Annotated in this window: 13 protein-coding genes and 1 pseudogene; 5 read left to right on the forward strand and 9 right to left on the reverse strand. The window is 64.8% G+C overall.

Annotated features, from left to right (window positions below):
- Window positions 1–50: 50 nt before the first annotated feature.
- On the forward strand, window positions 51–1070 hold the full coding sequence (gene yhjD, locus QM797_RS20850) for an inner membrane protein YhjD (protein WP_283277569.1): 1020 nt from the start codon (window positions 51–53) through the stop codon (window positions 1068–1070).
- 33 nt (window positions 1071–1103) lie between these two features.
- On the opposite strand, the gene QM797_RS20855 is transcribed toward yhjD, so the two are convergent.
- On the reverse strand, window positions 1104–2414 hold the full coding sequence (locus tag QM797_RS20855) for a D-alanyl-D-alanine carboxypeptidase family protein (protein WP_502942370.1): 1311 nt from the start codon (window positions 2412–2414) through the stop codon (window positions 1104–1106).
- Between the two features lie 255 nt (window positions 2415–2669).
- On the opposite strand from QM797_RS20855, the gene QM797_RS20860 reads away from it, so the two are divergent.
- Window positions 2670–3092 carry a hypothetical protein gene (locus QM797_RS20860; protein ID WP_283277570.1) on the forward strand — a complete coding sequence of 141 codons (423 nt, stop codon included), beginning with the start codon at window positions 2670–2672 and terminating at the stop codon, window positions 3090–3092.
- Between the two features lie 36 nt (window positions 3093–3128).
- On the opposite strand, the gene QM797_RS20865 is transcribed toward QM797_RS20860, so the two are convergent.
- Genes QM797_RS20865 through QM797_RS20875 form a run of 3 tightly spaced genes read right to left on the reverse strand, consistent with a single transcriptional unit; the run spans window position 3129 to window position 5590 of the window.
- A complete protein-coding gene (locus QM797_RS20865; RefSeq protein ID WP_283277571.1) occupies window positions 3129–3791 on the reverse strand; it encodes a response regulator transcription factor in 663 nt (220 codons plus the stop codon).
- A complete protein-coding gene (locus tag QM797_RS20870) occupies window positions 3776–5245 on the reverse strand; it encodes a sensor histidine kinase (protein ID WP_283277572.1) in 1470 nt (489 codons plus the stop codon). The genes QM797_RS20865 and QM797_RS20870 overlap by 16 nt, the downstream gene beginning before the upstream one ends.
- Before the next feature lie 24 nt (window positions 5246–5269).
- A complete protein-coding gene (locus QM797_RS20875) occupies window positions 5270–5590 on the reverse strand; it encodes a hypothetical protein (protein WP_283277573.1) in 321 nt (106 codons plus the stop codon).
- 200 nt (window positions 5591–5790) lie between these two features.
- Between QM797_RS20875 and QM797_RS20880 the strand changes: the two genes are divergently transcribed.
- Both QM797_RS20880 and QM797_RS20885 read left to right on the forward strand, forming a co-directional pair.
- Window positions 5791–6834 (forward strand): substrate-binding domain-containing protein, encoded by a 1044-nt coding sequence (locus QM797_RS20880; protein WP_502942371.1) that lies wholly within the window; start codon window positions 5791–5793, stop codon window positions 6832–6834.
- Window positions 6835–6998: 164 nt separating this feature from the next.
- Window positions 6999–8132: pseudogene (locus tag QM797_RS20885) on the forward strand (acyl-CoA dehydrogenase family protein).
- On the opposite strand, the gene QM797_RS20890 reads toward QM797_RS20885, so the two are convergent.
- Genes QM797_RS20890 through QM797_RS20905 form a run of 4 tightly spaced genes read right to left on the reverse strand, consistent with a single transcriptional unit; the run spans window position 8116 to window position 11796 of the window.
- A complete protein-coding gene (locus QM797_RS20890) occupies window positions 8116–9108 on the reverse strand; it encodes a Gfo/Idh/MocA family protein (protein WP_283277574.1) in 993 nt (330 codons plus the stop codon). The pseudogene QM797_RS20885 and the gene QM797_RS20890 overlap by 17 nt on opposite strands.
- Window positions 9105–9995 (reverse strand): sugar phosphate isomerase/epimerase family protein, encoded by an 891-nt coding sequence (locus QM797_RS20895; RefSeq protein WP_283277575.1) that lies wholly within the window; start codon window positions 9993–9995, stop codon window positions 9105–9107. Before QM797_RS20895 ends, QM797_RS20890 begins: the two co-directional genes overlap by 4 nt.
- Complete coding sequence (locus QM797_RS20900) at window positions 9992–10999, reverse strand: Gfo/Idh/MocA family protein (RefSeq protein WP_283277576.1); 1008 nt, start codon at window positions 10997–10999, stop codon at window positions 9992–9994. The genes QM797_RS20895 and QM797_RS20900 overlap by 4 nt, the downstream gene beginning before the upstream one ends.
- Window positions 10999–11796 (reverse strand): SDR family oxidoreductase, encoded by a 798-nt coding sequence (locus QM797_RS20905; protein WP_283277577.1) that lies wholly within the window; start codon window positions 11794–11796, stop codon window positions 10999–11001. The genes QM797_RS20900 and QM797_RS20905 overlap by 1 nt, the downstream gene beginning before the upstream one ends.
- Before the next feature lie 77 nt (window positions 11797–11873).
- Here QM797_RS20905 and QM797_RS20910 point away from each other — a divergent pair, with 77 nt between their 5' ends.
- On the forward strand, window positions 11874–12905 hold the full coding sequence (locus QM797_RS20910) for a LacI family DNA-binding transcriptional regulator (RefSeq protein ID WP_283277578.1): 1032 nt from the start codon (window positions 11874–11876) through the stop codon (window positions 12903–12905).
- A gap of 50 nt (window positions 12906–12955) precedes the next feature.
- On the opposite strand, the gene QM797_RS20915 is transcribed toward QM797_RS20910, so the two are convergent.
- Window positions 12956–14128 (reverse strand): phytanoyl-CoA dioxygenase family protein, encoded by a 1173-nt coding sequence (locus QM797_RS20915; protein WP_283277579.1) that lies wholly within the window; start codon window positions 14126–14128, stop codon window positions 12956–12958.
- Window positions 14129–14307 lie beyond the last annotated feature (179 nt).

Genomic DNA, 14307 nt, shown 5'->3' on the forward strand with positions numbered 1-14307 from the left:
CGTGGCGACACGATCCGACAGCAGCCGACGACAGCGAGAAGGTGAGTGCCATGCCCGATTTCAAGGCGATCCTCGACGACCGGCGCACACGGTGGCCGTGGCTCGATCACACCGTTGTTGCTGCGCAGCGGTATCAGGGCCAGAAGGGCGACTACTACGCGGCAGGCATGACGTATTTCAGTGTGCTGGCCCTGTTCCCGCTGCTGATGGTCGCATTCGCGATCGCCGGGTTCGTGCTGGTGAATCAGCCCGAATGGCTTGCCGAAATCCAGTCGCAGATTGCCGAGAACGTGCCCGGCAGCTTCGGTGAGACCATCAGTTCGCTGATCCAGACGGCCATCGAATCTCGGACGAGCGTCGGCATCATCGGTCTGCTCGGTGCCCTGTATGCCGGTCTCGGTTGGATCGCAAACCTGCGCGAGGCACTGACCGCCATGTGGGAGAGCCAGCACGAGCAGGGCGGTTTTCTGGCCACCAAGGCCAAGGATTTCGCCGCGCTGCTCGGGCTGGGGACCGCACTGGTGCTGTCGCTGGCGTTGTCGGCACTGGCCGGTGGTGACCTGATGCGCAGCATTCTCGAGTGGGCCAATCTCGATTCCGTCCCAGGAGTGGGTGTCGCACTGCGCGTCTTCTCGATTCTCCTCGCGCTGGCGGGCACCTGGGCGTTGTTCACCTGGGTGATCTCGCGGCTGCCGCGCGAGCCGGTGTCGTGGCGCAGCGCGGCCAAAGGTGCGTTGCTCGCTGCCGTCGGGTTCGAGATCTTCAAGCAACTCGGTGCCATCTACCTGGCATCGGTGACGAGCGGTCCTGCAGGCGTGGTCTTCGGACCCATCATCGGTCTGCTGGTGTTCGTGTTCACGACGTCGCGGCTCGTGCTGTTCTCCACGTCGTTCGCCGCGACGACTCGCGAAAGTCTGGCCGAAGCTCATGTTCCGGCCCCGGACCCGGCGGTGATCAACACGAGGGTCGAGGTCAGCGAAGGACCGTCCGTGACGGGTGGCCTGGCGCTGGTGGGTGCTGGTGCCCTCGCCGCTCTCGGCGTCGCGGGATTGCGCAACAGACGCCGCTGAATTGCTCGCGACCGCTCTGTCGGTGGACGCGGTTCAGCGGTTGCGCGAAAGCCGTCGAGCTCCCCACAGCAGTCCGATCACCACGATCGCACCGATGACACCTATCGCGATGCGAACGACGGTGTCGCCTTGGGCCTGCATCTCGGACTGGCGGGAGCTCGACCCCGACGCCGATGCGGGTGGCTGGGCGAGAGTCGGCGTGGCCTCGGGCGCGCGTGTGCTCGTCACCGCGGACGTCGACTGCGGCTCCACGAGTTCGCCTATGCCGCGGCTCGAATCGAGCGCGAACCCGTAGTCCAACAGGCGGGCCGCTTGCTCCCACGGGCGGATCGGCAGCACGTCACCCTTCATGATCGTCACGACGAGCCGCCGGTCGCCCCGTTCTGCTCCTGCGACGAATGTCTGGCGAGCATCGTCGGTGTACCCGGTCTTGCCTCCGAGTGCTCCCTCGTAGTTGTAGAGCAGCTGATTGTCGTTGGAGAGGGTGAACCCGGGCCGGTCTTGGTCGTCCGGGATCGTGGGATCCTTCGGGTAGCCGGGAAACTGAACGGTCTCGGTCGAAATCAGTTGCGCGAAGGTCGGATCACGCATGGCCGCGCGATAGATCAATGCCAGATCGTAGGCAGAGCTCGCCATGCCCGGACCGTCGAGACCCGACGGCGTGGCCGTGCGAGTGTCGAGCGCACCCAGTTCTGCGGCCTTGGCATTCATCTTGTCCACGGTGGCCGCGTCGCCGCCCAACTGCCTGGACAACGCGTGCGCTGCATCGTTTCCCGATGCCATCACCAGGCCCTGCATCAATTGGAGATTGGTGTAGACACCGTTCTCTCCGATGCCGACGGCACTGCCCTCGGCATCGGCGTCCTCTGCGGTCGCGGTGATCTGGGAATTCAAGTTCAGCTCGTCGAGGGCGACGATCGCAAGTAGCACCTTGATCGTGCTCGCCGGCCGATGCCGCCCGTGCGGATCCTTGGCGGCCAGAACGGAGCCGGAGTCCATATCGGCCACCACGAACCCGGTGGCCGAGATATCGGCAGGCAAAGGGGGAGCCCCGTCCGGCAGCACCGCTCCACACTCGGCGAGCCGATCCCCGCCGACGGCCTCAGCGGGAATCGGGAGTGGTTGCGGGGCAGTGCCTCCAGGGGCCGGTACCTCGGACAGGTCGATCGCCGGGGGAGGTGACGCGGCGAACGGGCAGCTGTCGGTGTCGGGCGTCGTGAACGGCGGTGTCGTCGTCACCGCCGGTGGCTCGGCGGCGGGTTGCGCCAGAGCCGGTCCACAGCCGATGCCGACGAGAACCATCGACACTGCCGACACGGCCACGCACACTCGAATCCTTTTCATCGCGAATCACCATAGGCGCTCGGGGGTCGGTCGACGTGGCGACCCACCGGCGAGCATCGCCCGAACGACCGTTCCGGCTCTTGTCCCGGCATCGTCACCGGCAACGGCCGAATGTCGCCCCTCGCGTCGCGGCACGCGCCCGTCGCCAGTATGAGAACTCGCTCATGTTGTGCTCCTTCGGTTCTCACGTTCGACAGCGATCGTTGAGTCATCACCGAAACGGTGGCCCACAGAACTCGGATCGAAGGAGCAGACATGAGAATGCCAGGAAAGTTCATGATCGTCGGCGCAGCAGCCGTTGTCGTCACCCTCGGAAGCGTCGGCGCACTCGCGATCGCCGATGACGACCCCACCCAGCAGCGGCCGTCTTCGATCTCGGTGGAACAGCCTCTGTCGGAGGCAGATTCGGCTCCGAACCCGCCGGCAGCTCCCCAGCAGCCCGCACCGACCCAGATCCCGGACGACCGCTACGACGACGACTGGGACGACCGCAACGATGATCGCGATGATCGCGACGGTCGCGACGACGACTGGGACGACCGCAACGATGATCTGGACGACCGCAACGATGATCTGGACGACCGCAACGATGATCTGGACGACGACCTGGACGACAGCCTGGACGACGACAACGACTGGGACGACGATCTGGACGACGAGAACGACTGGGACGACTGATACTCGAGCAGTGGCGTCGGCACCGGCCGACGCCACTCATGTCTCGGACAGTCGGTATCCCATTCCGCGGACGGTCTCGATTCGTGCGGCGCCGAATTTCGCCCGAAGGTAGCGGACGTAGACGTCGACGACATTCGATCCCGGGTCGAAGTCGTAGCCCCACACCTGCGACAGGAGTTGCTCTCGCGAGAGGACCTGGCCGGGGTGGCGCATGAAGGTCTCGGCCAGGGCGAACTCACGGGCCGACAGGTCGACGGTTCGGTCTCCCACCACAGCTCGCCGAGTACGCAGGTCGAGGGTGAGGTCGGCGACCGCGAGCTGCGTGGTGTCGACGGTTCGTTTGGTGCCCAGGCGAACTCGGATGCGCGCCAGCAGTTCCTCGAATCGGAACGGCTTGGCCATGTAGTCGTCGGCACCGGTCTCGAGACCGGACACCACGTCGTGGACGCTGTCGCGGGCGGTCAACACGATCACCGGTATCTCGCACTGCTCTCCACGCAGTCGCTGCAGTACCTCGAAGCCGTCCATGATCGGCAACCCGATGTCGAGTACCACCAGATCGAAGTCACCGCTGCGGGCGTGTTCGTACGCGGATCTGCCGTCGGAGACGGTCGTCGTGCTGAAACCGCTCGCTCGCAGCCCCTTGTGGACGAATGAGGCTATGCGGGGTTCGTCTTCGGCGATCAGGATGCGGGCCATGGTCGATCCTTCTGCGGGGGTAGGGAATCGGTCAGTGGAATCGTGATGGTGAACGTGGCCCCGTGTCCCGGTGCGCTGCCGACACTCACCCGTCCACCATGGGCCTGTGCGATGGCGGTGACGATGGACAATCCGAGCCCCGCGCCCTCGGTGCGTCTGGTTCCGTTGCGACCGCGGGCGAAGCGCTCGAAGATTCGTTCCTGCTCGTCGCGCTCGATTCCCGGGCCCGAGTCTGTGACCCAGAACCGGATGTCACCGTCGGACAGTTGTGATCCGATGCCGACGCGACTGCCGGGTATCGTGTGGTGAGTTGCGTTGTCCGCCAACGCCAGCAGTGCCTGGGTCAGTCGTTGCGCGTCGAGCGACGCGTGGACGGTTGCGCTCGCCTCCAGCACCCATTCCCGGTCGGCGAGGGTGGTCACCTTGTCGAACACGCTTCGAGTGAGCGCGTCGACATCGGTGTCCACCGGCGTGACGAAGCTCGTCTGGTCGGCCCGGGTGAGCAGCAACAGGTCTGCGACGAGTCGGTTCATTCGATCGAGTTCGTCGTCGACGAGCGCGACGGTATCTCGAACGTCGGCGGGGTCGCCGTGGTCGAGCACATCGAGATGACCTCGGACGATGGTGATGGGAGTGCGGAGCTCGTGGCCTGCATCGTCGAGGAATCGGCGCTGACTCGCCGCGCCGGACTCGATTCGGTCGAGCATCGAGTTCAGGGTGTCGATCAGGGCTCCGATGTCGTCGCCTCGACCCGTCGTTCTGGCGTCGGTGATTCGGCCGGACAGGTCGGTCTCGGTGATCGTTCTGGCGGTGGCGGTGATGTGTCTGATCGGCGACATGATGCGGCCCGCGACGAACCACGCCCCTGCTGCCGCCAGCACCGAGGTGACGCCGCCGACGACGAGCATCAGGGTCGCGGTCTCGTCGGCCGACGCGCGTTCCTGGTCGGCGAAGTAGGCGGCGACCACGACCCCGGTCACCGGGTCGCCCGCCAGGGAGACCGGCACCGCGAGGTACACCACTTCACCTGCCGCACTCGAATACGAACCCTCGACCGGCGCGGTGACGGTACCGACCTCGGCGGTGAAGCCGGTGTCGTCGGAGAGACGCACCGGTGCCTGCTGCCTGCTCTGCACGGCGAAAGCGCCGTCCACGTAACCCAGGAACTTCTCGTTGGGGCGAGCGAGGTTGTAGGTGATCACCACGCGGAGCACGTCGTTGATGTCGACGAACGGTGCGCCGGTTCCTGGATCGACGCCTGCGTCGGTGAGGGTGGTGAACTCGGCGATCTCGGTGCGCAGCGATTCGCGCATGCGATTGTCGGTCGCGCGGATCATGAGCAGCCAGGTGGTGACGGTGACGGCCGCCAGAGACGCCAGCACCAGCAGCAGCACCCACGAGAAGATGCGGCTCCGAGCGCTCGTCGGGCGTAGTGGGAGCAGTCGCGTCCGCATCACGTGGTCGGTCTCGCAGCAGGGTCAGTCGTCGTCATCGTCATCCCAGTCGTCGTCGAAGTCATCGTCCCAGTCGGCAGGCGGCAGCGGCGGCGGGGGCACGAATCCGTCCGGTGCCACCGGCTGTGGCGCGGTGGTGGGCGCAGTGGTGGGCGCGGGATCGCCCGGTTCCGGTGCTGGGGGAACGGGTTGCGGGGTACCCGGGGCGGATTGCACGGGTGCGGCGGGTGCGACGATGGGTGCGGGCAACGGGGTCTGCTCGCCCGTCGATCGAGTCGTCAGCAATGCTGCGACGAGCACGGCGAGCGTGAGCAGTCCCAGGGCCGAGACGATGATGGTTCGCACACAGCCGAGTCTGACGACGGCGCATTGTGGGTACGTGAGTCACCGATGAGAGTTCTCTCATCTCGTCGGGGGCCGCCGGTGCTCGCACGAGTCCTATTGCCCTGACAGATGATCGACAACATGTCCGACGGGTACCGCATCCGTTCGGGCGCGACCAGGCCGGTGAGATCGGACTCGTCGGTTTACCGAGAGGAAGTGCAATGCCGTTTCGACAGGTCCTCGGCTCCGTAGGTTCGGGTGCGGTGCGGGTTCGGACTGGGCGCGGGCATATCGTCGTCGCGCTCGGAGCGGTTGTGGCACTGACGCTTGCTGCCTGTTCGAGCACCGGTGGTGCTCCCCGATCGTCGGACGAGGGAAGCAACGCGGGCGTCGCCGACACGCCGTTGGCAACGATCGCGATGATCACTCACGAGGTTCCCGGCGACACCTTCTGGGATCTGGTTCGCAAGGGTGCCGAGGCCGCCGCGGCCAAGGACAACATCGAACTGCGCTACTCCGCAGATCCCGAGGCGCCCAACCAGGCCAACCTCGTCCAGAGTGCGATCGACTCGAAGGTCGACGGTATCGCGGTCACTCTGGCCAAACCCGACGCGATGGCCCCCTCCGTCGAGGCCGCGACCGCCGCGGGCATCCCGGTCGTCGCGTTCAATTCCGGCTACGACTCCTGGAAGGACATGGAAGTCCAGCAGTACTTCGGCCAGGACGAGACCATCGCAGGCCGTGCGGCAGGCGCGCGACTCACGGAGGACGGTGCACGCACGACGCTGTGCATCATCCACGAGCAGGGCGCAGTGTCACTCGAGTCTCGCTGCGCCGGAGTGAAACAGGGGTTCACAGGCGGCAGCACGGAGATCCTCAACGTCAACAGCAAGGACTTGCCGTCCGTGGAGGCGACCGTCACCGCCAAGCTGCAGCAGGACCCGACCATCGACCACGTCATCGCGCTGGCCGCTCCGATCGCTCTGACGGCGGTGCAGTCCAAGAACAATGCGGGCAGCGACGCCACGATCGTCACGTTCGACACCAACGCCGCACTCGTCGATGCGATCGAGTCGGGCGACGTTGCGTGGGCCATCGATCAGCAGCCCTACCTGCAGGGTTACCTGGCCATCGACTCGCTGTGGCTCTACCTCAACAACGGCAACACGATCGGCGGCGGCACCCCGGTGCTGACCGGGCCCGCGTTCATCGACTCGACCAATATCGACGCTGTCGCCGAGTACGCCCGTAACGGCACACGCTGAGTGCATCGCCTCGGCGGGGCGTGAGAATCGGGATCGGCGGGTAGACGAACGGTAGCGGTGCCCGACGGAGGTGCCAGACGAAGGAGCCGACCATGAGCGAACACAAGCCCCTCGGACCACTGTCGCCGGACTTTCTCGAATCCGATTTTTTCGGGTATCAGGGCATGCTCGACGACGCCGAGGTCGAGGCAGTACTGCGCACTCGTCGGTTCCTGCAGGATGAGGTCGCGCCGAGGGCCAACGAATTCTGGGAGAAGGCCACCTCTCCGGTGCACCTGTTGCCGATGATCGACCAGCTCGAGATCACCGGTCTCGGTTACGCGTTCGCTGATCGCAAGGCCTCGCGCAAGCTGCTCACCGGATGGCTGGAGATGGAGTTCGCTCGGGTCGATCCGTCGACGGGAACGATGTTCAGCGTCCACAGCTCGCTGGCGATGAGCAGCATTTCGATCCTGGGCTCGGAGGAACAACGTGCGCGGTGGTTACCGTCCATGCGCCGGATGGAGACGATCGGTGCCTTCGGCCTGTCCGAACCGCACGGTGGATCCGATGTCGCGGGAGGGCTCGAGACTACGGCGCGTCTAGAGGGCGATCACTGGATTCTCAACGGCAGCAAGCGCTGGATCGGCAACGCCACCTTTGCAGACCTGACCATCGTCTTCGCCAAGGACGAGGCCGACGGCGAGGTCAAGGGCTTCGTGGTGGAAAAGGAATTCGAGGGGTTCCGGGCGGAGAAGATCGAGGGCAAGTATTCGCTACGCGCAGTCGAGAACGCCGATATCCATCTGGAGAACTGCCGAGTGCCGCTCGACAACAAGCTCGCCGACGCCAACTCGTTCGCCGACACCGCCAAGGTACTTCGGCTCACGCGTGGAGGGGTCGCGTTCCAAGCGGTGGGTGTGATGATGGGTGCGTACGAGCGAGCCGTGGCCTACGCACGTGAACGCGAGCAGTTCGGCGCTCCGATCGCCTCGTTCCAGCTGATCTCAGATCTCATCGCACGGATGACCGCCAACATCACTGCATCACTCAGCATGGCGATTCGGGTCTCGCAGTTGCAGGACAACGGCGTCCACTACGACGAGCATGCAGCGCTCGCGAAGACGTTCTGTACGACGTGACTGCGCGAGGTGGTGAGTTGGGCCCGAGAGATCATGGGCGGCAACGGAATTCTGATCGAGCATGATGTCATCAGGTTCTTCGCCGATGCCGAGGCGCTGTACTCCTACGAGGGCACTGCGCAGATCAACAATCTGATCGTCGGACGCGGCGTGACGGGCTTCAGCGCGTTCGTCTGATGTCGGTGCGCGAGGCGATCTCGAGGACTCGGTCGATCATCTGCATGTTCTGCACTGCGTCGTCGGTGTCCAGCGGCACAGAACCGCCGTGCAGAACGTGGTTGGCGAACGCCTCGAGCTGGTAGGTGTACGACGAACGCGTACCGAGGTGCTCGGTTGTGCGGTCGCCGTTCACGATCGTCGTGACGCGATCGTCTTCGTTCGGTTTGATGAAGTTGTGCGCCAACGCTTCTCCGCGGCAACCGATGATCTTGATCCGGAAGTCGTACTCCGGTGCGGTCATGGAGCCGATAACCGAGCCGGTGGCACCGGTGGGAAATGTCAGATCGACCTCGAAGGCAGCGTCCACTCCGGACGGGTGTGGGGTGAGGCGGGCTGCCGTGATGCTCGGGTCGCCGCCGACCGTCGTTCCGAACAGTCGTTGCGCGTGCAGGCCGTAGCACCCGAGGTCCATCATGGCACCGCCGGACAGTTCGGGGGACCACCTGGGGTCACCCTCCGCCGGGGCAGGCATGTGGGTGATCGTCTCGATGCGAAGCACGTCTCCGAGCGTGCCGTCGCTCGCCAACTGCTGCAAGCGCTCGGTGACCGGGTGGAACAGATAGTGGAACCCCTCCATGACCGGGACTTCGGCTTCCGACGCGGCTCGACGAACTTCATCGGCCTCGAACGCGGTTCTTGCGGAGGGCTTCTCGGTGAGTACCGGTTTGCCGGCGCGGATCGACGCGAGATTCCACGGTGCGTGCAACGCATTTGCCAGTGGGTTGTACACGACGTCGACCTCCGGATCGTCGACGACGTCCTGGTACGAGTCGAGAACCCGCTCCACTCCGAATCTTTCGGCGAAATTCTCCGCTCGCGTGCGGTCTCGTGCCGCGCACGCGACCAGACGGTGACCGAGAATGCGCGCTGGTTCGACGAGAGCGTGTTCCGCGATCCGGGACGCCCCCAGAATGCCGATGCGCAGCACGCTCACGCGGGTACCCCCGCGCGCGATCTCACGATGCTGCGCAAGAATTCGACACTGGCAACGACATCGCGAACCGGTCCCTCGCCCGACGGCTCCTCGGACAGGATGGTGTCCTGTTCCAGTACGAACCAGCCCTCGAAACCTGCGTCCAGCAGATGGTTCACGACCGAGGATATGTCGACATCGCCGGTACCGAGCGGGGTGTACATGCCTTGGGAGACAGCCTCGGTGTAGGTGAGCTCGCCCGATTGCACCTTGGCGGCCAAGGGAAGAGATACGTCCTTGAGGTGAGCGTGGGTGATGCGCTCGGGCGCGACGGTCACCAGTTCCACCGGATCGGTCCCACCGATGAGTAGGTGGCCGGTATCGAGACACAGTGGGATGCTCGATCCATCGAGCACCCGGAACACTTCGTCGCGCTTCTCGATCATGGTGCCCACGTGTGGGTGCAGAACGGCACGGATGCCTCGGCTGTCGGCGGCAGCGTGCAGCCGATCGAGGTTGAGCAGCAACGTTGTCCATTGATCATCGTTCAGGATGGGGCGTGAGTCGTAGCCTTCGCTGCCGGTGGTGGCGGCGAGGACGAGAACCTCGGCGCGGCTCGCGACGAACGCGTCGAGCAGTGGCCCGATGCCTGGAACCGGGTCGTGATCTCGGTCGTGCAGCAGGACCGGAGCGAACCCGCCGACGGAGGTCAGGCCGTAGCGTTGCAGAGTCTGTGCGAGTTCGGCGGGCTCGGCAGGGAGGAATCCCTCCGGTCCCACTTCCGTGGCCGTCAGTCCTGCTCCGCGCATCTCGGTCAGCACGCGGTCTGCCGGAATTTGGTAGCCCCATCCGGGAACCTCGCACACTCCCCACGAGATAGGTGCTCCAGCAATACGAATGGCGCTCATGGACGTACCTCGTCGATCCGCACCGGTCGGTGCTGTTGTAAGGACATTGTTGCGGCCTCGGCAATCCACGCGACCTCGAGGGCGTCGCGCGCCGTGCACGGTGAGGGGATGTCGCCGGCGACGACCCGCAGAAAGGCAGACAGTTCGGCCTGGTAGGCCGACTCGAAGCGGTCCATGAAGAAGCTGTGCGGTGTGGAATCGGGGAACGTTGCGCCCGCGTCGAGGTTGCGCACCGGTACCTGCTGATCCCACCCGGCCACGACGGTATCGTCGCTGCCGTGTACTTCGAGGCGACAGTCGTAACCGCGTCCGTTGTATCGGGTGTTGGATACGACGCCCAGCGTGCCGTTCTCGAAAGTGATTGTCGTAGTTGCCGTGTCGACGTCGCCGACGGCGGAGAACTCGGGATCACCCTGGTTCGACCCTGCTGCGTACACCTCGACGACCTCGTGTCCGACGACCCATCGAACGATATCGAAATCGTGCACACTGCAGTCTCGGAAGATGCCACCGGAGGTGGCGATGTACGACATCGGCGGGGGAGCAGGATCGAGGGTGGTCGAGCGGACGGTATGTAGTCGGCCTAGATCGCCCGAGACAACGGCGGCCTTGGCTGCGACGAAGGCGGGATCGAATCGCCGGTTGTACCCGATCTGAACCGGCACGGAGCAGCCCGAGATTCGTTGCACCACAGCGAGACTTTCGGCCGCGGTGAAGGCAATGGGCTTTTCGCAGAACACCGGTATCCCGGCATCGACACACGCCAGAACCAGCCCCGCGTGCGCGGACGTTGCGGCGGCGACGACAACTCCATCGACCCCCGACGCGATCATCTCCGCGGCGGACGAGACCGCTGTGGCACCGGATTTCTGCGCCACCGAGTCGGTCACTTCCTGACGCTCGTCCGTGACGACGAGGCCGTCTACGCCGTCGAGTGTGCTGAGCGTGTCGACGTGGAACGCGCCGATGCGTCCGAGTCCGATGACGCCGATCCGCGATCCCATCAGTCCTGCCCTCCGATGATCGTTTGATCCCAGTCGATGACGGAACCGGTGACTACTCCACTGCGCGAGGAGAGCAGGAGAACGACGAAGTCGGCAATCTCGTCGACTTGGCCGAGCTTGCCCATGGGGACTCTGTTGTTCGCGGTGGCGGCCCAGTCGTCGTCACCACCGTGGAAGCGCTTCTGTATCTCGGTCTCGCCCTCGGTCTCGGTCCAGCCGATGTTCAGCCCGTTGATGCGGATGCGATCCCACCGGTGCGCGTAGGCCGCGTTCTTCGTCAGACCGGCCAGTCCGGCTTTGGCCGCGACGTAGGGGGCGAGAAAGGACTGGCCGCCGTGCTCGGCAATCGAGATGACGTTGACGATGGTCCCGGCTGCACTGCGCGAGAGCATGTTCTGCACTGCTGCTTGCATCGTGAAGAAGGGGCCGCGCAGATTGACGCCGATGTGGTGATCGAACAACTCCGGAGTGGTGTCCAGCAGTGTGCCCCGCGTGGTGAGCCCGGCTGCATTGCACAGAGCGTCTATTCGTCCGAACCTGTCCACCGTGCGCTCGACCGACCCGCGAGCGGAGTCGGGGTCCGACACGTCGGCCTCGATGAAATGTGTGGAGTGTCCGGCGGCGTTCAACTCGTCCTGCAAGGCCGAACCGACGTCGACGCGTCGGCCGGTGAAGGCGACTGCAGCACCCTCTCGCGCAGCAGCTCGAACAACGCCCGCACCGACGCCCTGGGTTCCGCCACTGACGAGAACGACGGAGTTCTCGAGCAGGGGTGCGCCGGACAGGTAGGAATTCATGCGTTCAGTGTTGCGGCCGATGAGGTTACGATCAACAGTCAAAACCCCTCAAAAAGGCATCACGAAACGAGGTCGGTGTGAGGCATCGATTCAAGGTCCGCGAGATTGCGCAGCAGGCCGGTCTGAGCGAAGCCACGGTCGATCGTGTTCTGCACGACAGGCCGGGGGTGCGGCAGGACACCAGAGCCGAAGTGCAGCAGGCGATCACAGACCTGGACAAGCAGCGATCGCAACTTCGACTCAACGGTCGCAAGTTTCTGTTCGACGTCGTGATGCAGACGCCGCCACGATTCTCGGCCGAGTTCCGTACCGCGATCGAGGCCGAACTGCCGATGCTCTCGCCTGCGCTCGTCCGATGCAGATTCCACTTTCGAGATACCGAATCGGTACCTGCCATGGTCGAGACCCTCGGAAAGCTCGCCGCCCGCGGCACCCATGGAGTCATCCTCAAAGCCCCGGACGATCCCGACGTCGCTCAGGCGATCGACGCCGTGGTCGGCACCGGCGTGCCGGTGGTGACTTACGTGACCGACGTATCGGCCTCGGACCGCCTCGGGTACGTAGGCATCGACAATCGCGCGGCGGGTGCCACTGCCGCGTTTCTGGTCGATCAGTGGCTCGGGGACGTGGACCGAGAGGTGCTGATAACGCTCAGCAGCAACACCTTTCGTGGCGAAGAAGAACGCGAAATGGGATTTCGGGCAACTCTGCGCACCCTTGCGGCAGAGCGGGGTGCGGGATTCGGGCGCACCGTCGTCGAGCTCGCCGGTACCGACGGTCTGGACGCGACGGTCGAGTCTCTCGTCGTGGACGCCCTCGGCCGGCATCCGGCGATCGAGGCCGTCTATTCGATCGGGGGCGGGAACACAGCGATCGTCAGGGCGTTCGAGGCAGCAGGGCGCCGGTGTCGGGTGTTCATCGGCCACGACCTCGACGAGGACAATCGGGTGCTGCTGCGGTCCGGTGCGGTGTCCGCAGTTCTGCATCACGAACTGCGCGCCGACGCACGGTTGGCCTGCCGGATGATCATGCAGGCGAGGGGCGCACTGGACGGCGTGGTCAACGAGGCCTCGCGGATCCATGTCCTGACCCGCTACAACAACGGGTGACCGGTCGAGACCGGAGAGGGCCCGAGAAGTTCGGTCGTGAGTCGAGAGGGTCAGATGCTGTGGCGCCGGCTCTGAGCCTCGAGCAGTGTCGTCAACTCGGCCGCAGGCATTGCGGCGTCGACGGCGCGCGCGAGAAGTTCGGCCTGGGTCTCGCCCGCCAGGCCGGTCGTCGGTCGGTCGCGATCGAGGTTGGTGGGGAATGCGTATCCCTCGGCCGACGCCGCAATGACGTTCTCGACGGAAGCGGCGCTGCTGCTCGACGCCATCCGAAGCAGAGACGGATAGATGGCCTCGACAACGGCCTTGCGGTCGACGGTGTCGATCGCCCGACCGAATGGCGACGACACCTGCAACAAATTCGCTATCCGGCGGATGCCATTCGTGGTGTTGTGTCCGGCAGCATGGAACAGTGCCGGATTGAAGAAGACGGCGTCGCCGACCCGAAGGGGTAGTTGAATGTAGTTCTGCGCGAAGTACTCCCGGAACTCGGGCAAATTGAATGCGATGTAACCCGGTTCGTACCGCTGTGAGAACGGTAAGTACATGGTCGGCCCGCTCTCGAGCGGCATGTCGCAGTGTGCGACGGCTCCCTGCAGAGTCAGGGCAGGCGACAGTCGGTGTACGTGTGCCGGGAATGCAGCGGCGGTGTCGATGGACATGAATCCCAGGTGGTAATCACGGTGAGGATTCTGGGCTCGACCGCCCGGGTTGACGACGTTGATCGAGGACGTCACCTGATACATCGGTCCCAACCACGCGTGCGACACCAATGCGAGCACATCGTTGGCGTAGTACTTCGTGAACACCTCGGGCCGATCGACGGCCAGCTTCTGCAACGCAGACCAGACGCGATCGTTGGCACCGGGCTCCGCGAAGTGATCGCCCGAATTCGTCCCTGCCGCGTGCTGACCGGCGATGGTGTCCATGAAGTAGTCGGTGGCCTCACGGACACCGTGGTCTTCGGTGAAGGCGCCCTCGAACACGACGATGCCGGGCCCGGTGAGCAGAGCCTGGGCGAGCTCGTTCTGCACCGCCTCGCGTGTCGGGACATCGAGGCCCTCGACCGAGCGGGCGTCGTAGATCAGAACGTTCTCGCGCACGCTCGCTGCATGCGGATAGTTCGCGAGGTCGACCTGCTCCGATACCGATTCACGGAATCGATCGATGTCGCAGTCGTCTTCTCCGAGCCGTCCGGTCCGGGTTGTGCTGGTGCCGGTGGTCATGGTGAAAGTCCTCTCGATGGCCAGGTGCAGAGTCCGAACTCGAGCCTGATCCCTTTCGACCTGCGAATCAACCCCCTGATTCCATCAGAAACACCTCATCTCGCTCGAGCGACGAGATCGAATCCCGCGGGGGCCGGCACTCTGATACGACGCGAAAGCCCCCATGCAGACTGTCTGCA

It is taken from the genome of Rhodococcus sp. IEGM 1381 (genome assembly GCF_030056795.1).
In the GTDB taxonomy this organism is placed as follows: domain Bacteria; phylum Actinomycetota; class Actinomycetes; order Mycobacteriales; family Mycobacteriaceae; genus Rhodococcoides.

Bases quoted from the DNA above. Each gene is read 5' to 3' on its own strand.
- yhjD (WP_283277569.1), top strand. From the start codon at position 51: ATGCCCGATTTCAAGGCGATCCTCGACGACCGGCGCACACGGTGGCCG.
- QM797_RS20855 (WP_502942370.1), bottom strand. From the start codon at position 2,414: ATGAAAAGGATTCGAGTGTGCGTGGCCGTGTCGGCAGTGTCGATGGTT.
- QM797_RS20860 (WP_283277570.1), top strand. From the start codon at position 2,670: ATGAGAATGCCAGGAAAGTTCATGATCGTCGGCGCAGCAGCCGTTGTC.
- QM797_RS20865 (WP_283277571.1), bottom strand. From the start codon at position 3,791: ATGGCCCGCATCCTGATCGCCGAAGACGAACCCCGCATAGCCTCATTC.
- QM797_RS20870 (WP_283277572.1), bottom strand. From the start codon at position 5,245: ATGCGGACGCGACTGCTCCCACTACGCCCGACGAGCGCTCGGAGCCGC.
- QM797_RS20880 (WP_502942371.1), top strand. From the start codon at position 5,791: ATGCCGTTTCGACAGGTCCTCGGCTCCGTAGGTTCGGGTGCGGTGCGG.
- QM797_RS20895 (WP_283277575.1), bottom strand. From the start codon at position 9,995: ATGAGCGCCATTCGTATTGCTGGAGCACCTATCTCGTGGGGAGTGTGC.
- QM797_RS20900 (WP_283277576.1), bottom strand. From the start codon at position 10,999: ATGGGATCGCGGATCGGCGTCATCGGACTCGGACGCATCGGCGCGTTC.
- QM797_RS20905 (WP_283277577.1), bottom strand. From the start codon at position 11,796: ATGAATTCCTACCTGTCCGGCGCACCCCTGCTCGAGAACTCCGTCGTT.
- QM797_RS20915 (WP_283277579.1), bottom strand. From the start codon at position 14,128: ATGACCACCGGCACCAGCACAACCCGGACCGGACGGCTCGGAGAAGAC.